The 23,230-nt window shown below is 64.4% G+C and carries 23 protein-coding genes and 1 tRNA gene; 12 read left to right on the top strand and 12 right to left on the bottom strand.

Translation table 11 applies throughout. The features are described from left to right. The first annotated feature begins 24 nt into the window (after positions 1-24). The 3 genes from FYC77_RS04960 to FYC77_RS04970 all read left to right on the top strand — a co-directional run bounded on the left by FYC77_RS04960 (position 25) and on the right by FYC77_RS04970 (position 1,755). Positions 25-109: transfer RNA gene (locus FYC77_RS04960), tRNA-Leu, on the top strand. Positions 110-315: 206 nt separating this feature from the next. Next, positions 316-879, top strand: coding sequence for a DUF420 domain-containing protein (locus FYC77_RS04965; protein ID WP_149080403.1), 564 nt, complete (start codon positions 316-318; stop codon positions 877-879). A 102-nt stretch (positions 880-981) separates the two neighbouring features. After that, positions 982-1,755 (top strand): prolipoprotein diacylglyceryl transferase, encoded by a 774-nt coding sequence (locus FYC77_RS04970; RefSeq protein WP_149080404.1) that lies wholly within the window; start codon positions 982-984, stop codon positions 1,753-1,755. Positions 1,756-1,820: 65 nt separating this feature from the next. Here FYC77_RS04970 and FYC77_RS04975 read toward each other — a convergent pair whose 3' ends face one another. Both FYC77_RS04975 and FYC77_RS04980 read right to left on the bottom strand, forming a co-directional pair. Beyond that, on the bottom strand, positions 1,821-3,014 hold the full coding sequence (locus FYC77_RS04975; protein ID WP_149080405.1) for a LolA family protein: 1,194 nt from the start codon (positions 3,012-3,014) through the stop codon (positions 1,821-1,823). Between the two features lie 109 nt (positions 3,015-3,123). Further along, positions 3,124-3,438 (bottom strand): hypothetical protein, encoded by a 315-nt coding sequence (locus FYC77_RS04980; RefSeq protein ID WP_149080406.1) that lies wholly within the window; start codon positions 3,436-3,438, stop codon positions 3,124-3,126. Between the two features lie 120 nt (positions 3,439-3,558). On the opposite strand from FYC77_RS04980, the gene lrpA1 reads away from it, so the two are divergent. From lrpA1 to FYC77_RS04995, 3 genes are all read left to right on the top strand, one after another. Beyond that, the gene (gene lrpA1, locus FYC77_RS04985) at positions 3,559-3,987 is read left to right on the top strand and encodes an HTH-type transcriptional regulator LrpA1 (RefSeq protein ID WP_149080407.1); all 429 of its coding nucleotides are present in this window, start codon (positions 3,559-3,561) and stop codon (positions 3,985-3,987) included. 138 nt (positions 3,988-4,125) lie between these two features. Next, positions 4,126-4,608: an SRPBCC family protein gene (locus FYC77_RS04990; protein WP_149080408.1), complete on the top strand. Its 483-nt coding sequence runs from the start codon at positions 4,126-4,128 to the stop codon at positions 4,606-4,608. Positions 4,609-4,772: 164 nt separating this feature from the next. Then, complete coding sequence (locus FYC77_RS04995) at positions 4,773-5,693, top strand: DMT family transporter (protein WP_394349012.1); 921 nt, start codon at positions 4,773-4,775, stop codon at positions 5,691-5,693. A gap of 21 nt (positions 5,694-5,714) precedes the next feature. Here the strand turns inward: FYC77_RS04995 and FYC77_RS20115 are convergent, their stop codons facing one another. Further along, positions 5,715-6,632 carry a helix-turn-helix domain-containing protein gene (locus FYC77_RS20115; protein ID WP_162354474.1) on the bottom strand — a complete coding sequence of 306 codons (918 nt, stop codon included), beginning with the start codon at positions 6,630-6,632 and terminating at the stop codon, positions 5,715-5,717. Positions 6,633-6,719: 87 nt separating this feature from the next. On the opposite strand from FYC77_RS20115, the gene FYC77_RS20120 reads away from it, so the two are divergent. Beyond that, the gene (locus tag FYC77_RS20120; protein ID WP_162354475.1) at positions 6,720-8,039 is read left to right on the top strand and encodes a cytochrome P450; all 1,320 of its coding nucleotides are present in this window, start codon (positions 6,720-6,722) and stop codon (positions 8,037-8,039) included. Between the two features lie 37 nt (positions 8,040-8,076). Here the strand turns inward: FYC77_RS20120 and FYC77_RS05005 are convergent, their stop codons facing one another. Then, positions 8,077-9,417: a tRNA(Ile)(2)-agmatinylcytidine synthase gene (locus FYC77_RS05005; protein WP_149080411.1), complete on the bottom strand. Its 1,341-nt coding sequence runs from the start codon at positions 9,415-9,417 to the stop codon at positions 8,077-8,079. 182 nt (positions 9,418-9,599) lie between these two features. Between FYC77_RS05005 and FYC77_RS05010 the strand changes: the two genes are divergently transcribed. Further along, entirely contained in the window at positions 9,600-10,571 is a 972-nt protein-coding gene (locus tag FYC77_RS05010; RefSeq protein WP_149080412.1) for a transcriptional regulator, read from the top strand. Between the two features lie 145 nt (positions 10,572-10,716). Here FYC77_RS05010 and FYC77_RS05015 read toward each other — a convergent pair whose 3' ends face one another. Together FYC77_RS05015 and FYC77_RS05020 are read right to left on the bottom strand one after the other, a co-directional pair. Beyond that, the gene (locus FYC77_RS05015; protein ID WP_149080413.1) at positions 10,717-10,962 is read right to left on the bottom strand and encodes a glutaredoxin family protein; all 246 of its coding nucleotides are present in this window, start codon (positions 10,960-10,962) and stop codon (positions 10,717-10,719) included. Between the two features lie 69 nt (positions 10,963-11,031). Then, positions 11,032-12,513, bottom strand: coding sequence for an NCS2 family permease (locus FYC77_RS05020; RefSeq protein ID WP_149080414.1), 1,482 nt, complete (start codon positions 12,511-12,513; stop codon positions 11,032-11,034). A gap of 269 nt (positions 12,514-12,782) precedes the next feature. Between FYC77_RS05020 and FYC77_RS05025 the strand changes: the two genes are divergently transcribed. Continuing rightward, complete coding sequence (locus FYC77_RS05025) at positions 12,783-13,193, top strand: acyl-CoA thioesterase (protein ID WP_149080415.1); 411 nt, start codon at positions 12,783-12,785, stop codon at positions 13,191-13,193. 57 nt (positions 13,194-13,250) lie between these two features. On the opposite strand, the gene FYC77_RS05030 is transcribed toward FYC77_RS05025, so the two are convergent. From FYC77_RS05030 to dcd, 3 genes are all read right to left on the bottom strand, one after another. After that, positions 13,251-14,027, bottom strand: a complete 777-nt coding sequence (locus FYC77_RS05030; RefSeq protein ID WP_238386790.1) for a class I SAM-dependent methyltransferase — start codon at positions 14,025-14,027, stop codon at positions 13,251-13,253. Between the two features lie 17 nt (positions 14,028-14,044). After that, the gene (locus tag FYC77_RS05035) at positions 14,045-14,944 is read right to left on the bottom strand and encodes a thiamine-phosphate synthase family protein (RefSeq protein ID WP_149080416.1); all 900 of its coding nucleotides are present in this window, start codon (positions 14,942-14,944) and stop codon (positions 14,045-14,047) included. 114 nt (positions 14,945-15,058) lie between these two features. Next, positions 15,059-15,661, bottom strand: a complete 603-nt coding sequence (gene dcd / locus FYC77_RS05040; protein WP_149080417.1) for a dCTP deaminase — start codon at positions 15,659-15,661, stop codon at positions 15,059-15,061. Between the two features lie 142 nt (positions 15,662-15,803). Between dcd and pth2 the strand changes: the two genes are divergently transcribed. After that, positions 15,804-16,142, top strand: coding sequence for a peptidyl-tRNA hydrolase Pth2 (gene pth2 / locus FYC77_RS05045; RefSeq protein ID WP_149080418.1), 339 nt, complete (start codon positions 15,804-15,806; stop codon positions 16,140-16,142). Positions 16,143-16,184: 42 nt separating this feature from the next. Here pth2 and FYC77_RS05050 read toward each other — a convergent pair whose 3' ends face one another. Both FYC77_RS05050 and FYC77_RS05055 read right to left on the bottom strand, forming a co-directional pair. After that, on the bottom strand, positions 16,185-16,541 hold the full coding sequence (locus FYC77_RS05050) for a DUF7344 domain-containing protein (protein WP_149080419.1): 357 nt from the start codon (positions 16,539-16,541) through the stop codon (positions 16,185-16,187). A gap of 162 nt (positions 16,542-16,703) precedes the next feature. Further along, positions 16,704-16,925, bottom strand: a complete 222-nt coding sequence (locus tag FYC77_RS05055; protein ID WP_149080420.1) for a hypothetical protein — start codon at positions 16,923-16,925, stop codon at positions 16,704-16,706. A 228-nt stretch (positions 16,926-17,153) separates the two neighbouring features. On the opposite strand from FYC77_RS05055, the gene truD reads away from it, so the two are divergent. Both truD and FYC77_RS05065 read left to right on the top strand, forming a co-directional pair. Next, positions 17,154-18,515, top strand: a complete 1,362-nt coding sequence (gene truD / locus FYC77_RS05060) for a tRNA pseudouridine(13) synthase TruD (RefSeq protein ID WP_149080421.1) — start codon at positions 17,154-17,156, stop codon at positions 18,513-18,515. Positions 18,516-18,817: 302 nt separating this feature from the next. Continuing rightward, entirely contained in the window at positions 18,818-20,686 is a 1,869-nt protein-coding gene (locus tag FYC77_RS05065; RefSeq protein WP_149080422.1) for a hybrid sensor histidine kinase/response regulator, read from the top strand. A 57-nt stretch (positions 20,687-20,743) separates the two neighbouring features. Here FYC77_RS05065 and FYC77_RS05070 read toward each other — a convergent pair whose 3' ends face one another. Further along, positions 20,744-23,113 carry a PAS domain-containing sensor histidine kinase gene (locus FYC77_RS05070; RefSeq protein ID WP_149080423.1) on the bottom strand — a complete coding sequence of 790 codons (2,370 nt, stop codon included), beginning with the start codon at positions 23,111-23,113 and terminating at the stop codon, positions 20,744-20,746. Between the last annotated feature and the right edge of the window lie 117 nt (positions 23,114-23,230).

Consider the following 23,230-nt stretch of genomic DNA (forward strand, 5'->3'; position numbering starts at 1 on the left):
TTCGAGTGCAGACAGAGAACGCGAGCGTGGGTAGCCAAGCCAGGCCAACGGCGCAGCGTTGAGGGCGCTGTCCCGTAGGGGTCCGCCGGTTCGAATCCGGTCCCACGCATCGCATGGGTGGACAATGTCCACCGAAAATCGCGGCACTGCCGCGAACACACGATGCAGGTGATCTCCCTTCGTGGACATCACCCACGCATAATCCTTCAGGAAACTACACCGAACAGCGAGGGCCCTCCCCAGTACACCTCGAAGGCGTCGTCGTCCGCGAGGACCGACAGTAACTCCTTTCCCATCTCGAGCGAACGACCACGTATGGAGTACGTCTCTCGAGAGCGAGTCCGTCCGATCGCGGCGGTGTTGAGCGTCGTCTCGTTGGCTGTCGTCTTCGCGGCAGCCGGCGGTCGGCTCCCTCAGTCGGCGGTTCCGGGGGCACCGGAGTGGGTGCTGACGGCGATTCCGCACGCGAACGTGGCCATCAGTGCGACGGCGATCGTCACGATCACGGTCGGGTGGCGAGCGATCCGCCGGGGTGACGTCGCGAGACACCGGGCCGCAATGCTGGCCTCGTTTGCACTGTTTGTGACGTTTCTCACGCTCTATCTCTACCGACTCGTCGCGACCGGCGGTCCACAGCCGTTTCCCGGTCCCGAGGTGCTCTACCAGTTCGTCTACCTGCCCATCCTCGCGATCCACATTCTCCTCGCCGTCGTCTGTATCCCCCTCCTCTATTACGCGCTGTTGCTCGCGTTCGCGTGCCCGGTCGATGGACTCCGCCGAACGAATCACGCTCGAGTGGGACGTCTCGCCGCCGGTCTGTGGCTGATATCGTTTTCGCTCGGGATCGTCGTTTACGGCCTGTTGCACGTCGCGTACTGAGTTCGGTTCGGTGAGAACTCCCCTCGGCGTTCGTCTGCCGGTCGAAGCTTGAACCGTCTGGACGTGGACGTTCTCCGCGGGCACGATCGCTCGGTGTATACGATGACTGAAGAACACGATCACGACGTAGCAGTAGATGTTTCGTCCGACGACGAACCACCGGTCACGGCCGATCGAGCCACGGGGACCGTCCGGTCGACGGTGACCGAGGGGGTAGAAACAGGGGTGATTCCGCTGGCCAGCGGCGGTGTGTTGCTCCTGTCGGCACTCCGATCGGCGATCCGCGGACAGCTTCGTGCGATCCCGAAAGGAATCGTCGGTGCCACACTGCTCCGATACGGCGTTCGGAAGCGTCGCTCGAGCGAGCGGACCGAGGAATCGGCGGCTTCGGACGCTGGACCTGACCGACGTGGGGAGTCCGAGCCGTCGGCCGAGGCGGCGGCCGCTTCGGATCGACCCGACTCGGGACGCGAGGGTCGACTCGAGCCGAGCGACGACGACGCCGAGGAGTCTCGGGTCGAGTTCGTCGACGAGGAGGGCGTCTCGGAGCCACGCTCGAGGCCGGCAACCGACGGTGAGGAGTCCCGCGATCCGCGGCGGACCGTGAACGACGATCCGGTCGAGATCGACGTCTCGGAGCCGGCGATGGCCGACGAGGTGAGCGAAGCGACGGGGCCGGACCCGGAGCAGGCTCAGCCGGCACAGACCGAAGCGACCGAACCCGAGCCGACTCCGACGGAGGACGCCCCGGAGTCGGCGGTCGAATCCGACGAGGACGACGACTCGAGCGACCGCGATAGCGAGGCCGACGACGAGGTGCGCGAGGACGATGAGAACGGAGAGGATGGAACCGAACCGAACGAAACCGATTCGTAATCGGCCGGTGACCGTCACCGCACTCTCACTCGAGTGCGATCGTGAGAATCGGTTCGACGATTGCTCTACGGGCAGCCGTCCGCGATCGATTCCGCCAGGTCAACCGCCACGTCGTCTCCGAACGCGTCGTCGGCGAAGACGGAGTAGTATCGATCCTCACACGACCACTGGAGTTCCGTTCCCTCGTCGGTCGTCGCGATCGATCCCGTTGCGGTTCCGATCTCGATCGACTCGCCGCCGGTCGCGAACGTTCGCGGACCGTCGCTCGTGGTGGTCGACACTGTCCCATTCGCACCGCGGTAGAACACCGATACTTGCGTTCGGTTCTCGTCGGGGAACTCGTAGCGGCTCACGCCGTTGCGTTCGACTCCATCGGGAAGGGCGTCGGGGTCGGGCGCTCCGACGGGGAAGGAAACGGTCTCGTCTGCTTCGTCGACGGATTCGAACTCCTCGATCGATGGGAGAACGATCGCTTCGAACTCGTCACCGTCGCCACCATCGTCGATTTCGCCGTTCGCCTCGTCCGATTCCGACGACGGATCGAACTCGAACAGGTCGTCCTCGAGACCGGGTTCGATCTCGAGGTCGGTGTACGTCGTCTCGAGTTCCGCGCTGTCGCCGACGACGCGGTGACTGACGGGGAACAGCGTTTCCCGATCGAGCCAGACCTCCACCCGTTCGGCGTGTCGATTCTCGACGTCGTGCTCGCTCGTCTCGAGTGGAACGGTGTACTCGGTGTCCCCGACGAGTACGTCGATCGACCGCTCTATCGTCTCGTCTTCCGGCGGATCGAACGCGAGCCGATACGTCTCGCGGCCGTCGAGCGTGGTTTCCTCGACGTCGGAGAGGGCGTACGAGTCGTCGGTGAGATACCGTTCTTGCTGTCCGTACAGCCCCTCGAGCATCGACTGCGAGTCGGGATCGACCTCGATGTACTGTACCGAATCGGTTTCGGGCTCGTGGTGCCAGCGTCGGTCGCCGTCGGAAACGATCAGGTCGCCGTCGCCGGTCTCGATCCGTGTCGTTCCCTCCTCGCGGAGCCAGACGTCCTCCTCGTACTGCGTCGTCTCGCCGTCGACGACCGTCCGGACCTCGAGCGTAGCGCTAACCTCGCTCGGAACTTCGTCGTTCTCGAGGCGGTCTGCGATCTCCTCGCCGGTGACGCTATCGCCGGGGACTGCGACACAGCCGGCTGTCAGGAGGGCGACGACGAGGACGACGATCGGAAGCGACCGTCGGTAGCGGGGACTCGAGGGCATCACTCGGGTGACTGACGTGAACGACCAAATAATCGACGAATCGTTCGCACGTGTCGACTCGATGGTATGGAACAGTACACGGGGGAACAGTCGTCTGTCACCTCGGGGACTACTCCTGGTAGCCGAAGCCGCCCGCGAAGAGCTTGGAGACGTAGCTCAGTACGAGCAACGCGACGACGAGTCCGACCAAGGCGTACGGCCGAAACCCGTAGTAGATCTCCTGGATACCGTAGAGCACGACGAGGACGCCCATCAGCAACGCGGTGCCACCTGCCCATCGCGAGACGTACGCTGGATCGACAGACTCGTCGTAGTTACCGTGGAGCTCTGCCCGCCCGCGAAACGCGATCAGATAGCCGAGATACAGAATGAGGAGTCCACAGCCGAGCCAGACCAGACCGCTGACGACGTTGAAATCGACCATCCTCCTGGCGGACGTGGGGAAAGCGTTCGAATAAGTCCAGCGATCGACGCCGCTCCCGTCGGTGAACCCAACGTTTTCGTATACAAAAGATATTTTCCCGTCGGAGCAAAACGGAGTAGTATGAGTACGCAGGCGACGGAAGATCGGATCCTCCAGGTTCTCGAGGAGGACGCCCAGGCATCCTACACCGAGATCGCTGATCGGGCGGACGTCTCGAAACCCACGGTTCGAAAGTACATCAAACAACTCGAAGAGGACGGAGTCATCGTCGGCTATTCGGCAGACGTCGACCCGAAGAAACTCGCGAGTCAGACCATCGCCCTCGTCGGTTTCGACGTCGCGAGCGAACGCTACGTCGAAGCGACGAAGGCGCTGAAAGGGTTCGACGAGATCGAGGCACTGTACAGTTCGAGTGGCGACCACATGCTGATGGCGGAGGTCCGCGCCGAGGACGGCGACGCCCTGGGTGAGTTTATTTCCGACGAACTCCTCGAGATCGACGGTGTGACCGCGGCACATCCCTCGTTTCTCCAGGAGCGACTGAAGTAACCGCCTCTCGTCTTCGAACGCGTCGATTCTCGTTCCGGACGTTCGGGCCGACGGTTTCCGGTCCATTCGCCCGGCCGTCGCCGTGTTCTCACCCGCGTCAACGCCGGTGTTTTGACCGTCCCCACCGTACGGTCGAGTATGCCCACCTACGAACGACGGACGACGATCGACGCCCCGATCGAGGACGTCTGGGCCTTTTCGGCCGACGTCTCCGGACTCGAGGCGGTAACTCCCGACTGGCTGGGTCTTCGCGTCGAGTCGGTGATCGGTCCCGACGGAACGCTCGGTCGGAACGGACTCGAGGTCGGAACGGAGATTTCGCTGTCGATGCGCCCGTTCGGTGTCGGCCCACGCCAGTACTGGACGTCCCTCATTACCGAGGTCGATCGTCGCGACGGTGCGGCGTACTTTCGTGACGAGATGGTCCGTGGCCCCTTCGACCGGTGGGTGCACACGCACTCGTTTTTCGCCGACGGCGATCGGACCGTCCTTCGAGATCACGTCGCCTACGACCTCCCGTTCGGACCTCTCTCCGGAGCGGTATCGCCGGTCTCGCACGTCGGCTTCGAGGCGATGTTCCGGGAACGCCATCGGGCGACGAACGCCGAACTCGAGCGATAACGTCGTACACAGGAGTCGATCGGCGATCTGTGTGAAGAACACGAGGCGGGCGTGGTTGGATTCGACGACACCGGCGGCTCCCCGCGACCGGGTTCGCGGACCTGCGCTAACCGGTCTCTGCTGACGGCAAGTTCCGTTTCGAAAACGGTACCTCACATGAGCGAGTGCGCTCGGACGTGAACGGCTGGAACCTCGAGGGATCGACGACGCCGTACGTCGCACTCGCCGCTGCGGTGTTCGCGGCGAGTACGAGCGCCATTTTGGTTCGCTGGAGCCACGCACCGTCGTCGGTCGCGGCCTTCTACCGGACCCTGTTCACCACGGCGCTGCTCGCTCCGATCGCGCTGGTGTGGTACCGCGAGGAGTTTCGTCGCCTCTCCTGGCGCGACGGTGGCTTCGCGGCCGTCGCCGGCGTCGCGCTCGCCGTCCACTTCGCGGCCTGGTTCGAGAGCCTGAATCACACGAGCGTCGCCGCGAGCGTCACGCTCGTCCAGACCCAACCGATCTTCGTCGCCCTCGGGGCCGCGCTCGTTCTCGGGGAGCGGGTCTCCCGGGAGACCGTCCTCGGCATCGTGATCGCGATCGTCGGCGCGACGATCATGTCCCTTGGCGACGCCGGCGAGGCACCGATCTCCGACGCGACGACGTTCGGCAACGCGCTCGCCCTTCTCGGCGCGGTCACCGTCGCTGGCTACGTACTGGCGGGCCGGTCGATCCGCCAGCGGGTCTCGTTGTTCCCCTACGTCACAGTCGTCTACACCGCCTGCGCGGCGACGCTGTTCGTCCTCGTCGGGGCACAGGGCCACGACTACGTCGCTTACCCGGCCCGCGAGTGGCTGCTCTTTCTCGGCATGGCCGTCGGTCCCGGCGTCTTCGGTCACACCGTCGTCAACTGGGTCCTGAAACACCTCGAGTCGGTCGTGGTCAGCGTCGCCTGGCTCGGCGAACCCGTCGGCGCGACGCTGCTCGCGCTCGCGTTGCTCACCGAGATTCCCGACGCCGTCACCGTGGTCGGCGGCCTCGTCGTCCTCGGGGGAATCTACGTGACGACGATCGAACGCGAACGGCGTCGTGTCGATGGGTGAACGTCGCGTCGTTGCCCGACGTCAACGTGATCCGGTCTTCATACCCTCGGCCGAATCCTCGAAGAGTTCGCTCACGAGCCGCTTCTCCGCCTTGCGGAGATGTTCGCCGACCGTACTCGGTGCACACTCGAGTCGATCGGCGATCTGCTCGTGGCTCGTCTCGCTCGGCTGGTCGTAGTAGCCAAGTTCGTAGGCCACCGCGAGCACCTCGCGCTGGCGTTCGGTTAGCGATCGTCCCCGATGAAGGCTCTCCCGGTAGGTGCCGACCTCGAGCACCGTCGCCTCGAGCGCCGACGGGAGTGTCTCGAAGGCACTCGAGAGGTCCGACTGCGTTCCGACGACGGTGAGTTCGACGCTATCGGGGTGAAACGTTACCGGGAGCAAGACGACGAGACTATCGCTGGTGAATCGTTCGCGAATCTCGCCGACCCCCGGCGGCGCTCGAAACCGGACGTACGCGTAGACGACGCCCGTCTCGGCGCTTGCGATCTCCCACTCGAGGACGTCCGGATCCGACTCGAGAACCCGGTGAACCGTCGCCTCGTCGGCTTCGATCGAGAGCGTGTACGTCGGCGTGTCGGTATCCGCAACCCCGCCAGCCAGGAGGTGTACCGTGTCGACTCCCTCGCTCCCCGCGAGATCCGCGATCGGCGTGTCGTACTGTTCGGTACCGATTGTGGGGGCCTGCCGTTCGTCCTCGACTCCGGAAGCGAAGCGGCCGCCACCGGAGCGATCGTCGGTATCTCCGGGCTCGTCTCCTCTACCATCGGACCCATCGCTGCCGTCGTGTTCGTTTCCCCTACGACCGGACCCGTCCCCGCCGCCGGACTCGTCACTCCAATCGTCCGGTCCGTTTCTCCTCTCGCCGGACTCGTCTTCCGCAGTACGCTCGGCCGGCTCGGGCGTGGATGGCCGCAGTCGGGTGCGAACGTAGTTCATACACGCTCGGCAGTATCTCCCATTACTTATAAATCACCGGTCCGGACCGGCAGTAACGCCACTCGAGTTTGCGGGAAACGAACGGGTATGAGCGAGACGATTCCGACTGTCGGCCGCGTTCCCGTGCTTGGAAGCGCCCTCGAGATCGGTCGGGACCCCTTTCGATTTCTGGAGGGGGCTCCCGAGGAGTACGGTCCGGTGTTTCGCGTCTCGATCCCCGGACTTTCGTTCGTCTGCTATACGGACGCCGAGCTCGTCGAGCGGGTGCTGGCCGGAAAGGCGGACCGGTACCGCAAGGATCCCCGGGAGATCGACCTCCTCGGCGACTTGCTCGGTGACGGCCTGCTCACCGCCCGCGGCGACGACTGGGAGCGCGGCCGCGAGCACGTCCAGCCCGCGTTCTATCCGGGTCGGCTCCGCGAGTATGGTGAGGAGATGCTCGATCGAACCGCCGACGAACTCGAGCGATGGGATGACGGCGAGGTGATCGACGTCCACGGGGCGGCGACGCGACTGACGTTGTCGATCGTCGCGACGACGATGTTCGGCGTCGACGACGTCGCGGAGACCGACGCCATCGCGGCCGCCGCCGACGCGATCACGAGCCGGTTCGAGCCTTCGCGCGTGCCGATGGAGATCCCATTGTGGGTGCCGACGCCGGCGAATCGACGGTATCGAAACGCGACCGACGAACTCGACGACGTCATCGGGTCGATACTGCGGCGACGACGGGCCTCGGGTGACGAACTGAACGGTGGCGACAGTTCCGACCTCTGTTCGGCACTGCTGTCGGCCGGCGAGTCGGGGACGCTCTCCGACGACGAGATCCGGGATCATCTCGTCACCATGTTGCTCGCAGGCCACGAGACGACGGCCATCGCGTTGACGTACGCGCTCGGATTGCTGGCAACGCATCCGGACGAGCGTAAGCGCGTCCTCGAAGAGGTCCGAGCGGTCGACGAACTCACGCCCCAGACGAACCTTCCCCGCACGGATCGCGTCGTTCGTGAGAGTCTCCGGCTCTACCCGCCGACGTATATGCTCTTTCGCCAGACCACGAAACCCGATACCGTTGCCGGATACGAGGTGCCAGCGGGGACGCGAGTCGTCCTCTCCCAGTGGGCGATCCACCGCAGCGACCGATACTACGACGATCCGCTCGCGTTCCGGCCCGGTCGGTGGACCTCCGAAATGCGCGAGTCGCTCCCCGAGTACGCGTACTTCCCGTTCGGCGGCGGCGCGCGCCAGTGTATTGGCCGGCGATTCGCCCTGCTCGAGCTTCGGCTCGTCCTCGCGCGAATCCTTCGCTCGGTTCGACTCGAGGCGACGCCCGAGACGGAACTGTCGCCGACGCCAGCGTTGACGTCGCGTCCCGAGAGCCCCGTCTGGGTGCGGGTTCGGCGGTGAGCGGCCGCTCCCGAGTGGGGCGTAATCGAACCCGGAGTCACCGTTCGACGTGTGTCTGTGCGTCGAATCCACCGCGAACGAGCGGTTTCGCGATATGTCGGCGGGCACACGGCGGCACTTCGTACCACCCTTCTTCGAGGTCGCGCTCGAGTGGAATCTCCGCTTTCCCCGGCGCGTCGGTGTCACATTCGCGACACCGGTAGCCCTGATTTCGGCCGGCGCTCTCCATCGTCCGCCCGCAATCGGAACACGTAGGCGTCACCCGCTCGCTCCGGACGAGGTCGCGGACGGCGAACTTCTCGAGTTTGAGCGTGCCGTCCGACACCTCGCCGCAGGCGGTGATTCGATCGCCGACTCGAAGGGCGCGAACGCGGTCCCGAAAGCGCTTGGTCGGCTCGAAGGCGGCACACTCGATGGAGAGGCCGTCGACATCACCGCGCTCTTGATTACCCTCTCCGTCGCTCGAGGACTCGCCCTCGAGCGTGAAGAAGACGTGTCCGCCGCGACGGGTTTCGGGCTCGCTTGCAACTCGGCCGTCGAGTCGGTACGCGCGACCGTCGCGAACGTCGGCGATCGATCCCTCCCGGAGGTGGACGTCGGTCCCCTGGTTCGTGACGAACAGGCGACTCGAGGCGACGGGTTCGCTCTCGATCCCCGCGGCGACCCGCCGCACGGTCTCGGGGTCGTCGCCGCGGATGCCGTAGAGGATCGGACCCGGCGTGTGGGGCACGCAGACAGTCTCGCTTTCGCCGCGGTCGACGGTGTCCCAGGCCTCCGGATAGCCGCGGTCGGCCGCGGCGAAGACGCTCTCGGCGTCGACGTCCCGCGTCGTTCCCCACCGTTGGGGCTCCCGGTAGGCGATCTGTTCGTAGGTCCATCCCTCGAGTTCGCGCCAGCTTCCGAGCGCGGCCAGCGCGCCGATCCGACCGCGGCCGTCGCCAGCGTGCCACGACCGGTAGCCGTGACGGTCGACGAGCGCGGCGGCGTCGTCGATATCGAGGTGTTCGCGGATCGCACGGCGAGCGAACCGAGCGGCGCTCTCGGGGATCGCATCGGCAGGGTGGTCGGCGACGACGAGCCCCGGATTCGTTCGTTCGTCGGCAGTTTCGGCCAGCGACTCGAGTTCGGCACGTGCGATCGCGAACGCCCGGTCGGGGTCGCAGTCGACGTGGACCGCGAGTGCGGCGTTTCCGCGGGTTTTGTACTCGACTGCCGGGTTCAGCCTGACGAGGAGGATCCGGCGAACGCATGCGGCCCCGCCTTCGGACCCTTCACCGGTCGCCGGATGGCACAACCGCTCGGCGATCCGCGAAGCGACGTACGTCGTACACATCCCGCGCTCCCGCGAGTCCGTATCGTCCAGCGCGACGACGGTCATCGTCGGTGGTTCGGTCGCGAAGACGTAACGCCTTTCGCACCGAGACGACGGTGCCCGCGACCCGAACGGTCCAGCCCGAAAGAAGTATATAACTGTATCCGTGCCTCGAGGCCGAAATTGCGATACAGCATCCGGGTCTCCTGGGGAAACACTGATATAGGAGGAATCGCTTACGTTTCCCTATGTCTCGTTCCGCACTGGTCGGAAACGTAACCGCGATGTTAGAGGATGCGGGCTTCGTGGTGAGCGACCGGTGTGCGATCCGTCCGAAGAGTTTCGACGTCGCCGCACGGCGCGGCGAGGATCTCATCCTCGTGAAAATCCTGGGGAACATCGACGCGTTCAACGAGGCGACCGGCCACGAGATGCGCCGGCTCGGCACGTACCTCCAGGCGACGCCACTGGTCATCGGCCTGCGCAGTCGCGACGAGGATCTCAAACCGGACGTGGTGTACTTCCGCCACGGCGTTCCCGTTTTCAGCCCCGATACGGCGTACAACCTGTTCATCGAGGACGTCCCGCCGCTGATCTACGCCGCCCCGGGCGGGCTCTACGTCAACATCGACGGCGACCTACTCGCCGACGAGCGCGAGGGTCGCGACTGGAGTCTCGGTCGACTCGCGAACGAACTCGGCGTCTCTCGACGGACCGTCTCGAAGTACGAAGACGGAATGAACGCCTCCGTCGAGATCGCGATGGCGCTGCAGGAACTGTTCAACGCGCCGCTGACCAATCCCGTCGACGTCCTCGAGGGAGCCGACGACGTCCACGAGACCGAGGCGACTCCCGACGATCCGGAAGCGGACCCGGACGACGAACAGGTCGTCACCGTGCTTACCCGGGCCGGCTACAGCGTTCACCCGACCGTCAGGTCGCCGTTCAAGGCAATCAGCCGGGACGAGGAAGACGTCGACGAGTCGGTCGTCCTCACCGGCCACTCGGAGTTTACCAAGACCGCCGAAAAACGCGCCCGCATCATGAGTTCGATCAGTCGGGTCACCCGAACGCGGTCGGTGTACGTCGTCGACCGCGCGAAACGCGACGCCGTCGACGGCACCGCACTCATCGAGCGCGAGGAACTCGAGCAGTTCCGCGACGCCGACGACCTCCGGGACGTCATCCGGGAGCGCGCCGAGCGCGAAGAAGCGGTCTGACGCCCCGCAGTTTCCCGGTTTTCAGTTGCGTGGCTACGTCGTCGACGATTTCACTGGTACCCGGGGTTGCAGTTTGTACACCCTTCAGAAACTCGAGTCACTGCCGCTGCGAATGCCGGTACCGGGGTCGCAATCGATATCGGTGTTAGGCGTACGTCTCTTCGAGGTACTCGACGATATCGTCGCTCTCGGGCATCCCTTCGACGTCGTTTGCTTCGTCAGTGATAACCGGGACGCCCGTCTGTCCGCTCACGCGCTCGACTTCCGTCCGATCGCCGTGTGAGCGAGGGACTTCGATCACGTCGTACTCGAGGTCGAGTTCCTCGAGTTTCGAGCGGACTTTCGCACAGAACGGACAGCCGGGGAGGTCGTACATCGTGATATCTGCCATAGGACGTGGTAGCTCGCTGAAACCTAAGAGCGCATCGGTCGGCGTCGAAAGCCGGCTGTCGTGTCTCGATCAGAAGACGACCATTCCAGCCTCGACGGCGAAGTAGACGACGAAGTAGGCGACGAACGCGACCGCGAGAACCCACTGGCCGAGCGAGACGTCTCGGGCGTCGCCGGTCGCGGCTTTGACCAGCGGATAGCTGATGATCCCCGCCGCGAGGCCGTTTGCGATCGACGTAGTCAGCGGCATCACCGTGATCGTCAACCCGGCGCTGATCGCCCACGCGGGATCCTGCCAGTCGATGTCGGCGACGCCCTGTAACATGATGATGCCGACGACGACCAGCGCGAGGTAGGTCGCGTACTGCGGGATCGCCTGGACGATCGGAACGATCAGCAACGCGAGGAAGAACAGTATACCCACGACGAGTGCGGTAAACCCGGTACGGCCGCCCTCTTCGATCCCGGTCGAGGATTCGATGTACGTCGTGACGGTCGAGGTTCCGATCATCGCACCGATGGTGGTGCCGACTGCGTCGGCCATCAGTGGCTTCTCGACGTCGGGGAGGTCACCCTCCTCGTCGAGGAAGCCGGCGATCTGAGAGACGCCGATGAGCGTCCCCGCGGTGTCGAAGAAGTCGACGAAGAAGAACGTGAAGACGACCAGAACGAAGATGATCGGATCGTCGGTGATCATGCCGAGTCCCTCGACGAAGCCCCAGAACAGCGGCGTGAAGTCGTACTGGACGGAGAGAAGCATCGAGAGGATCCCGTCGTTCGTCGCCTGTTCGTAGGATCCGGGGGGCGTGAGAACGCCCGGCGTGACGATTCCGGCGAGCGTGAGCCCCCAGCCCGCGATCGCGGTCGTCACGATACCGATCACGATCGATCCGCGAACGCCGCGTGCGTACAACAGCAGTGTCAGGAACAGACCGGCCAGCGAGAGCGCCGCGACGGGACTCTCGAGGACGTTACCGAGCGTAACGAGGGTCGCGTCGTAGGGGACGACGACCTGCATCTCCTGTAGCCCGAGAAACAGCAAGAAGACACCGATACCGGCCCCGACGGCGAACTTCACGGGTTCGGGAAACAGTTCGATGATGTACTTTCGGGCACCAACCGCGGTCAGCGCGATGAAGATGATCCCCTCGACGAAGACGGCGGCGAGTGCGAGTTGCCACGGAACGCCGAGGATGACGACCACGGTGAACGTAAAGAAGGCGTTCAACCCCATTCCCGGCGCTAGTCCGAACGGCCGGTTGGCATACAGCGCCATCACCAGTATCGCGACGATCGACGCGAGGATGGTGACGACGGTGAGCATCTGGACGACCTCGGCACCGGTGTAGGCCGTCCCGTTTATCACCGTCTCTGACTCGAACTCACCGGTCTCGTGGTTGAAGAGGATCGCATTGCTCAGGATCGCCGGATTGACGACGATGATGTACGCCATCGCCAGAAACGTCGTCACGCCCGCGAGCGTCTCCCGCCCGTAATCTGTGCTGTACTCGTCGAACCCGAAGTAGTTCGCGATCGGATCGGATGCCCCCATGTTGGATGCTCGAGCATAGATAGAGTGACGGTTTAAAAGTTTTTGTCCTGGCTCCGGTTTCGGTATACAAGCACGTGAATATATGCGGGTGTGTGAACACCTCGGCCGGTGGCCGTGGCCCGATCGTGTCGGTCGTCACGACCGGTCCGAGGATGGATGATACTGACGGGTTGGTTCGCCCTTCGAACCGAACTGTCACAGGAGTTCGATCGTGGTAACTTCCCTCGGAACCGGAGCGTACTTTTCCCGCAGTTCCGTTCGACGAGACGATGACCGAGAAGTTCACCGTCGAGGTTCCGCTCAGATACCGCGACCTCGACCCGTTCGACCACGTCAATCACGCCGTTTACGTGAGTTACCTCGAGGCGGCCCGCGTCGCATACATGGACGAGTTGTTCGATCTCGCCGAGGACGACCTCCCGTTCGTCGTCGCGAACCTCGAGATCTCCTACGAGCAGCCGATCACGCTCGGGGACGAGCCGGTCGTCGCCATCTGGGTTTCCGAACTGGGGAAGACGAGCTGTACGATGGACTACGAGATCCGCGTCGACGGTGACGTCGTCTCGACCGCCCAGACGGTGATGGTTTACGTCGATCCCGAGACGAACCGGTCGGTGCCATACCCCGACGACGTTCGAAGCCGGATCGCCGAGTACGAGGGACTCGAGTCGGACGTCTGAGATGGCCTGTTGTACGAGACGATTCGCGTCGCTTCCACACCAATCTCACCGAACCCGCTACTCCGAGTCCGGTAGTCGTCCGCCGGTGAGCCGAACGACCCCGAAGACGTGCGTTTCGTCGGCGACGGCGACCGATCGTTCACGGAGGCGAGCGTGTGCGGCGTCGATCCGCTCGTCGAGACGGAGGTGGGGATCGTCCTCGTACCGGAGCTTCGCCGTCGGCGGCGTCGAGAGAACGACGATCGTCCTGAAGACGGCGTTGACCGGCGGCGCGTACCACTCGTCGCTTCGGGCGGCGTTCGCGAGGACGACGTGACCGCCCGGTCGGACGAACTCACACCAGTCGTCGACCGCGCCCGCGGGGTCCTCGAGCATGCCGACGACGAACGTCGCCAGAACCGCGTCGATCGGGCCTGGATCGACGCCAGCGACCTCCACGTCGCTTCGCCCGGTGTCGTCCACCGAAGCCTCGTCGTCGCTGGCCGCCGAACGGTCGCTCGAGGGAAGCGGCGGCGTCGTCGCGTCGGCGCGAAGGACGTGGACGTTGTCGTACGCAGCGGTCGCCTCCCGCGCCCGCTCGAGGACGGGACCGGTGAAGTCGATTCCAACTACCGTCCCCTCGGGACCGACCCGCTCGCGTAGGTACGGCAGGTTCGCGCCCGTCCCACAGCCCATCTCGACGACGGTGTCGCCGGGCTCGAGTTGACAGGCAGCAGCCACCCGCCGACGGAGACGTTGGATCCCCGGCGTCCGTCGGGCGATCACGTCGTAGGGAGTTGCCCAGCGGCCGTAGAACTCCTGTGCGCCTTCCGTAGTCATCGATTCGAGAGTCATGTGTTACTCGGTCCGTCTCAGGAGAGCGACCGGACGTCGTCGGCGACCGACTCGGCGTCCGAACCGAGCACGTAGATCAGCGGCTCGATTCCCATCCCGCCGGTCTGGTAGAGCACCGTCGCGTCTGGCTCGTCGTCGATCGCGGCGGCGACGCTCGAGGCGATGTCTTCAGACTCGTCGAACTCGGCGGCGACGTGGCCGCGTTCCTCGAGTGCCCCGAGCAGTTCGCGGTCGTAGGTGACGTTGATCGCCGCCGAGACCTCCGCGCCGCGGGATCTCGCTGCGAGCAACACGGTCGCGACGTGCTCGGAGACGCCGAACTCCGGGCTCGCCGGTACCGTCGTTTGCCCTTTGACGTCGAAGATTCGGCCCGGAACGCCGGCGACGTCGTCGACGTCCTCTGCGCCCGGCGTGCAGGCGACCAGGTTCGAGCCGACGGCGGGGATCAACGTCGTAAAGCCGCTCGCGTTCTCCAGAATGCGCAGTCCCCGTCGGAGCGACGAGAGCACGCGCTCGCTCGTCCGGAGCTCGTTCTCCGGGTCGTGGACACGAAAGCTCGCGTCGTGTTCTCCGAGCTGGGGGACGGCCTCCTCGTGGAGCTGTGCGAGCAGGTCCCCGCCCCCCTCGAGTTCTCGAATGAGAATTTCGATCTCGATCAACGCTCGAACGGGTGTCACGTCACCGGCCGCCAGCCCGTCTGCGAGTTCCTCGACGAGAGCTTCGACTCGTTCGTCCGAGACAACCCGATCGTTGGTCGTCACGTCGCCGTGGGCGTACTTCGAGACGGCACTCTGGCTGATCCCGAGCATCTCTGCGACTTCGCTCTGGGTGAGTCCCCGCTCGCGGAGCGCTGCGGCCAGCATCGAGCGCACCGTCGGCAGGAACTCGTCGACGACGATCTCTTCGACGAATTGCATCTCTTACCGGTGCCTACGGCCTCACCGGGAATAACTTGTGGGTCCGTCGGTCTCTCCGCCGAAACGGACCCTCGTGCTGGCCCGCGACGCTGATCACCCTCGAGATTCGACGAGTTACTCTTCGCGCTCGAGTTGGTCGCCGCCGAACTCGTCGTCGCTCTGGATGCGCGAGGCCTGTGGACCATCCTGGTCTTGGTACTTCGATCCGCGCTCGCTCCCGTAGGGCCGCTCGGCTTCGGTTTTGAGCTCGGTAAAGGTGAGCTGTGAGATGCGCATACCCGGCGTCAGGGCGACTGGGGCAGTTCCGAGATTCGACAGCTCGAGGGTGATCTGACCCCGATACCCGGGATCGCAGAGCCCCGCAGTTGCATGCACGACGACGGCGAGGCGTCCCAGCGACGACCGTCCCTCGACGTGGGCGATCAGGTCCGGCGGAATCTCGACCCGTTCGTACGTCGTCCCGAGGACGAAATCGCCCGGATGCAGGATGAAATCGTCGCCCTCCTCGACGACCGTCTCGGTCACGTATTCGTCGACTTCCCGTTCCGAGTTCGGATGGATACAGGGGATGTTCGTCCGCTGGAACTCGAGGAACTCCCGGCCCAGTCGGAGGTCGACGCTCGCCGGCTGGATCTGTAACTCGAGGTCGTCTACGGGATCGACGACGAGATCGCCGTCCTCGAGGCGCTTCAGGATGTCCGCGTCGGAGAGGATCATTAGGCGGTCAGTGGAATCGGGCCGTCGTAAAACCCCACGAAACGTTGTGGCCCGCGACCGGCGTCCCAATCGACAGTCCCCGACGGGGTAGCCCGCGAGTCGGATCACCGGGATTATACTCGACGGCCGCGTCCGTTCGGCCATGAAACAGGCCATCGTCGCCCGAACCGATATCGGCATGGGCCAGGGGAAACTCGCCGCACAGGTCGCTCACGCGTCGCTGTCCGCATACGAGAACGCCGACAGCCAGCTTCGAGACCAGTGGAAACGCGGCGGGCAGAAGAAAGTCGTCCTCAAAGGCGAAAGCGAGCGAGAGCTCCACGAACTCGCGGCGATCGCCGACAGCGAGGGCATTCCACACGCCGTCGTCCGCGACGCCGGACACACCCAACTCGAGCCCGGCACCGTGACCACGCTGGCCGTCGGCCCGGCGGCGGACGACCGGGTCGATCGGGTTACGGGCGATCTCGCCCTGTTCTGACTCCCGGAAATCGAAGACGATTATCGGTTCGAAAACACTCGATTAGGCGTCTGCGTGCTCCGTAAGACGGAGGTACGGTGTGATTACACACCGATCGACCGCGAGCTCGACGAGTTCTTCCGACTCGTCGTAGCGTACGACTCCGAGTCCGGTCAGCCGTGGCAGGTGATTGTGGTAGAGATCGGTCAGAATCCGCTCGTATCGATCGTAGGAGGGTTCTCCCTCCTTCAGTGCGATATACTCGGCGAGGTCACCGATCGGAATCGCCGCCGGCTTCTGTCTGAGATACGCGAGGGCGTACTGACGGCGCTTTGCAGAGAAGATGCCGAACATATCCGTCGCATCGATCTGGGGTGTGTCTGTCTCTCCACCGTTGGGATTGCGTGTCTGTGGCTTCATGGTCTCTCCGTACTTCACCTACACGGCTCCCGGATACCGACAACTCTCGCGTTCCGACTTCAGCAGAGTACAGTTCTGGCTAGTCCGCAACGCTCATAATCTTTTCCCCACTTCGCTGGCTGGAATATACACATCAGTTGTTCTGAGTGACACTCGTTCGTGTTATTCTTCGAGAAACTGTGGTTCGAACTCCCCGTTCGTTTTCGTCGGTCGCTTTTCGACCGTGACGAGCCAGTCGGGAGCGCCCGAGACGGGTGTCGCGATCTCCCAGGTCGCCTCGATGCTGGCGCCTCGAGCGAACGCCGTGGTGACGAGCTGTTCTAGTTCCGTTTCGAAGGCGGTCGTCGCTTCAGTTCGGTTCGTCCGAGTGGGGTTCGAATCCATGATAGCACGAGTCGATCGAGACCGGTTCGATCTCGTGACGTCCGGAAGTCAGCAGCGATAATAACCGTGTCGGCGCGCCAAACTCGACTGTCGGCGGCTGATACGGCCCGTCGACTCCGTCTCCGATCTGACCCCGATCGACCTGTGGATAAGCCATGACGCGCCAGAGCGCGTCCGGTCGGCCCGAACCGCCGACTCTTTGCGCCGGCGGCCCGGAGTGTCCCACGAATGCGCCCGGCACATCCCACAGAGCAGGCCGTCGGCATGCACTACTACGTCAGTGACGCCGACGGCGTCGGCGGCCGCTTGCGCGAGGACGACGAACAGTTTCGGGTGCGCGAACTCGAGCGCTTCGAAACGGAACCGATCGACGCCCCGACCGACGCCTACCCCCACCTCGTCTTCCGGGCGACCCTTCGCGGCTGGGATACGAACGACTTCGCCGCTCGCCTCTCCGACGCGCTGGGCATCTCCCGTGAGCGGGTCAACTGGGCCGGTACCAAGGACAAATACGCCGTGACGACACAGCTGTTCTCGGTCTACGGCGCCGATCCCGAGGAGCTCCCCGACGTCGACGGCGCGGATCTCGAGGTGCTCGGACGCGCCGGGCGAAACCTCGAGTTCGGCGACCTGGCGGGCAACGCCTTCACGCTTGTCGTTACCGATCTCGACCGTCCCGATAACGCCGCGGAAATTACTGAGGAATTGGCAGCGTTCGGCGACCTCGAGGACGCTTCCGGTTCCGAGGACGCAGCGGGAACGTCCGTCGGCGTCCCCAACTTCTTCGGCCAGCAGCGCTTCGGCAGTCGCCGGCCCGTCACCCACGAGGTCGGCCTCGAGATCGTCCGCGACGACTGGGAGGGCGCGGTGATGGCGTATCTGGGTCGTCCGACCGAGGCCGAACCCGAGGGGACACAGGAGGCCAGAACGTTCGTCGAGGAAACGCGTGACTGGCAAGAGGCCCTCGAGCGGTTTCCCAACCGTCTGCGGTACGAACGCTCGATGCTGCACGAACTCGCCGAGTGCGACGGCGAACCCGGTCCCGACGACTTTCGAGCCGCACTCGAGCGCGTCCCCTCGAATCTCCAGCGGCTGTTCGTCCACGCCGCCCAGTCCTACGCGTTCAACCTGATGCTCTCCGAGCGTCTCGAGCGCGGGCTGCCGTTCGACGAACCCGTCGCGGGGGACGTCGTCTGCTTCGCCGACACCGACGCCCCCGACGGACTCGAGATGCCCGATACGGACCGTCTCCAGCGAGTCGACGAGCGTCGCCTGCGTTCAGTCACGCGCCACTGCGAGCGCGGCCGGGCGTTCGTCACCGCGCCGCTCGTGGGGACCGAGACTGAACTCGCCGACGGCGAGCAAGGCGAAATCGAGCGGAATGTGCTCGCGGACCTCGACCTCGGGCCCGCCGATTTCGATCTCCCTGGCGAGTTCTACTCCAGTGGGACCCGCCGGGCGATCCTGGTTCGGACCGACCTCGATATCGAGACCGAGCCGCTGTCGCTGTCCTTTGCGCTCCCGAAGGGGTCGTACGCGACCGTGGTTGCCCGGGAGTATCTGAAGGTCGACCCCGTTTCGCTCGGCTGATCTCGCGCTCGCGTCGTCGACCTCTCGAATCGAAGAGTTCGGCTCGGCGATCGCCTCGAGCGAGACGCGCCGTCGCGACTGGTTGGGTTCGTAGCCGGTGTCTTCATACGAGGCCGGTACAAAGGCCGGTATAAATAGATGGGAGGACTCTGCCAGTCGACCTGTGACACCAGCCATCGCCCGAGTCGCCGACCACCCTGCCGTACGGACCGCTATGTCTCAGTCCCGGTCGGTCGCAGACCGGCGAGCGGTCGACTGGGAGTCAGCCATCGCAGACCCGCTCACACGCCGGCGAGTAACCGATGACACCGTTTCACTCCTCGGTCAGACGGACCACGACGCCGATCGATTCGCTTCCCCACGATTCGTCGGGATTCGTGGAGTCGCCGACGGTGTTGCTCGTCGACGACGACGAGGCGTTCATCCAGCTCGTCGCGGACTATCTCGAGGACGAACACGGCTTCGAGACGGTAACCGTTACGCGCCCGACAGCGGCACTCGACCACCTCGAGGACGACGAGACCGTCGACTGTGTCGTCAGCGACTACCAGATGCCCGACGCCGACGGGCTCGCGTTCCTCGAGATGATCACGGAGGCGTACCCGAGCCTTCCGTTCGTCATGTTTGCCGGGCAAGGATCGGAAGCGGTCGCGAGTCGGGCGATCCGGCAGGGGGCGGACGATTATCTGCAGAAAGACACCGGTGACGCCAGATACGATCTACTCGCCAACCGGATCCGCCACTGCGTGACGATCGCCAGACAGCGACGCCAGCTCGACGAACTCTACGACGCGATCGAGGACGCCGGGCACGCGATCTTCGTGACCGACGAAACGGGACAGATCACCTACGCTAACCCGACGATGAGCGACCTATCGGGATACGAGAAGTCAGAATTGCTCGGGGAGACGCCGGCACTCCTCCAGTCGGGCGAACACGACGACGCGTTCTACGAGGGGCTGTGGGAGACCATCCGCAACGGCGAGGTCTGGCACGGCGAGGTGATCAACGAGCGCAAAGACGGCACTCAGTACGTGATCGACCAGACGATCTCTCCGATCACCGACGGCCGATCGACCGATGGCTACGTCGCGATCAACCGCGACGTCACCGAACGCAAGGAACGCGAACAGGAACTCGAGCGGTTCCGCAGCGCCGTGAAACACGCCGGCCACGGCGTCCTCATCACCGACGTCGACGCGACGATCGAGTACGCCAACGAGGCCTTCGAGGAGATCACGGGCTACGCGGCGAGCGAGGTCGTCGGCGAGACGCCGGCGATGTTGAATTCCGGCGAACACGACGACGCGTTCTACGAGGAACTGTGGGAAACGATCCTCGAGGGTGGCGTCTGGCACGGAGAGGTAATAAACCAGCGCAAAGACGGGAGTCACTTCGCGGTCGACCAGACGATCGCGCCAATCACCGACAGAGACGGCGACATCGACGGCTTCGTCGCGATCAACCGCGACGTGAGCCAACTCAAAGCCTACCGGGCGGAACTCGAGGCCCAGAACGAGCGACTCGAACAGTACGGCGAGACGGTCGCACACGACCTGCGAAATCCGCTCACGCTGCTCGAGGGCGACCTCGAGAATCTGGCACACGTCGCGAAGACGGCTGACGACGACGTCGAGTCTGCAACCGTCCTCGAGGCCTGTTCGAACCTCTCGGAGACGGTCGATCGGATGCGAGAGCTGATCGACGACCTTCTCACGATGGCCGAACAGGGACAGCTCGTCCTCGATCCGGAACCGGTCTCACTCGAAGCCACGGCCGAAGACGCCTGGCGACAGGTCGATGCAGCGGACGCCTCGCTGGCGATCGAGGAGACGACCGTCGAGGCCGATCCCGCCCGGCTGCGAGAACTCCTCTCGAATCTGTTTCGAAACGCGGTCGAACACGCCGGAGCAGACGTCGACGTCCGGGTCGGCCCCCTCGAGCGAGTCGCGGGCTTCTACGTCGAAGACGACGGGCCGGGAATCGCGCCCGACGATCGCGAAACCGTCCTCGAACGCGGCTATACGACCGACGAGAGCGGCACCGGGTTCGGACTCGCGATCGTCGACCAGATCGCCAACGCCCACGGTCTCACTGTCTCGGTCACAGAGGGATCGACAGGCGGCGCGCGGTTCGAGTTCCGGCCTGCAGACGCTCACCAACGACACTGAGTTCGACCCGCGAGGGGGCGTTTCGTCGGGACACACGTTTCCACGTCCCGGTCTATCCTACCCCGACGTGAGTCCCTTGCTCGAGCGTGCCCGATCGAGTTTGATCGTCACGATGCTCCCGCGCGGGTCGTTCTCCTCGAACTCGAGCTGACCGCCGGATTTGCGGACGACCCAGTAGACGAACCAGAGGCCGAGCCCGCTCCCGTGGTAGAGGTCGTCTTCGGACCTGACCTCGTCGAGAATTTCGCGTTCCATCTCGGGAATTCCGGGACCGTCGTCCGCGACGCGAATTCGAACCGTCTCGTCGACGTCGACTGAAACCGTAACGCTCGGGCGCTCCCGATCGGTGTGACGGATCGCGTTCTCGAGCAGTTCCGCGACGGCGTCGGCGATCCGTTCCGTGGCGGTCCCAACCGCCTGACTGGGCGCGTCGACGATCACGTCCGCCTCTGGCTCCGCGTCGGCGACGGCCGCGGCCGTGTTCTCGACGGCCGCGGCGACGTCGATCGGTTTCTTCCGATCCGGTTCGAGAAGCACCGTCGTCACCTTCCGCCCCTTGGTCGCAGTCTCGAGGAGTTCGGTCGTGTTCTCGAGGATGGCCGTCGCGTGAGATTTGACGTCGTCGGAGCCATCTGCCTGAATGACCTCCGCGTGGCCGTTGACCACGTTGAGTCCGTTCCGGAGGTTGTGACGGAGGACGCGATCCAGCGTGTTCAGCTGCTGTTCCTGTTCGATCCGTTCGGTGATGTCCGTCTGGATCGAAACGAACCCGGTCACTGTGGGGCCACCGTCGGTGCCGTCACTACCCCCCTCATCCTCGTCCTCGGCGTCCCCGTCCGTAATCGGGGCGATCGTCTGGTGGGCGTGGTACGTCCCCCCCGATCTGCGCCGGTTGATTATCTGTTCGTCCCACTGTTCGCCCGCGAGGATCGTCTCCCACTGTTCCCGGTAGTATCGTTCGTCCATCCGTCCGGAGTTCAAAATCGACGGCGTCTCGCCGACGGCCTCGCTCGCCGCGTAGCCCGTGATCTCCTCGAAGGCAGGGTTGACGTACTCGATCGTTCCCTCTTGATCGGTCAGGAAGATCGCGTGGCCAGCCGATTCGATCGCCTTGCGGAACTGTTCGAGTTTTCGCTCCCTGCGCTTTCGCTCCGAAATGTCGCGACTGACGGCCAGGATCCGTTCCTCGCCGTCGATCTCGATCTTGTTCAACCAGACCTCGACCGGGAACGTCGATCCGTCCTTTCGTCTGTGATGACCTCTCAGCTCCCGATGCGAGCCGACGTCCATCTCCCGCCACAGCTGTTCGAGTTCCTCCCTCGAGGTCCCCGTCTCGAACTCGCTGACGTGCATCGAGAGTACTTCCTCTCGGTCGTAGCCCAGGTTCTCGAGATGTTTCTGGTTGACGTCGATTACGTTGCCCTCGAGGTCGTGGACGATTATCACGTTCGGCGATTCGTCGAACAGCACCTCGAGCCGTTCCCGGTCTCGCTCTCGCTCGCGCTCGCGAGCCTTCCTGTCGGTGACGTCGTGGATCGTCCCACAGATCAGTGAAGTGGAGCCGGCGTCGATATCGCCCACCGACCGAGACTCGGCTTTGGCACGAACCCAGCGAGTCTCGCCGTCGTCGGTTACGATCCGCACGACGACGTCGTACGGCTCGCCGTCCTCGATCGCCCCTTCGATCGCTTCCCTGACCGTCGACCGATCCTCCGGGTGAAACCCCTCGAGTGCTTCCTCGAGGTCGGGGTGAGACACCGACTCGTCGTCGGCCGATCGGCCGAACAGTTCGAACACGTGATCGCTCCACCACAGCGACTCCGACTCGATGTCGTACAGCCAAACGCCGACGTCGACGACTTCCTGGAGCGTCTCGAACAGGTGTGATCGCCGTTCGACTGCATCGAGTTGCGACCAGCTAGCCTCGGATGTGTGTCCTGTTTCTCCGACCGACGACGGTCGGTCGACCGACGCGACTCCCGCAGGCGGCCCGTTATCCGCGTGGCTCGGACCATCTCCGCCGGTACTCTCGTCACTGTCCGCGTATCGCTCGTCGCCGTCGCTGTGAACGTCCAACCATCGGACGACCAGCCCCTCGTCGTGATCCACGCGAGTCGTTCGGACGCTCACCCGCTTGCGGCCGTCACCACACTCGACCGAAAGGGATGATCCGTCCGGCAGTCGCTCGACTTTCCCCTCAGTTGCGAGTGCGCGCCGGTACGCTTTACGCTCCTCGGCCGGGTGAACCGAGAGCAATGATCGGTCGGTCAGCTCCGCCGCCGGCCGGTCGAACAAGGCCCCTGCAGCCTCGTTCGCCCAGACGATCCGCCGATCGGTCGCCGTCGCGACCAGACACGGCTGATCCGTCGCCTCGAGAAGGGAACGCGCCGAAAGCGACGAGAGTATGTCGGCAGTATTATCAATCATCCGTAGGGTTCCCCTCCATCATTACGGCATCCAATTCCGGTCGTAAATCGGCTCTCATGTCCATATAATGCGGCAAAACTCACTTTAGTTACTGTATCTTACAGGTTGGGGAGCGGC

It is taken from the genome of Natrialba swarupiae (assembly GCF_008245225.1).
In the GTDB taxonomy this organism is placed as follows: domain Archaea; phylum Halobacteriota; class Halobacteria; order Halobacteriales; family Natrialbaceae; genus Natrarchaeobius; species Natrarchaeobius swarupiae.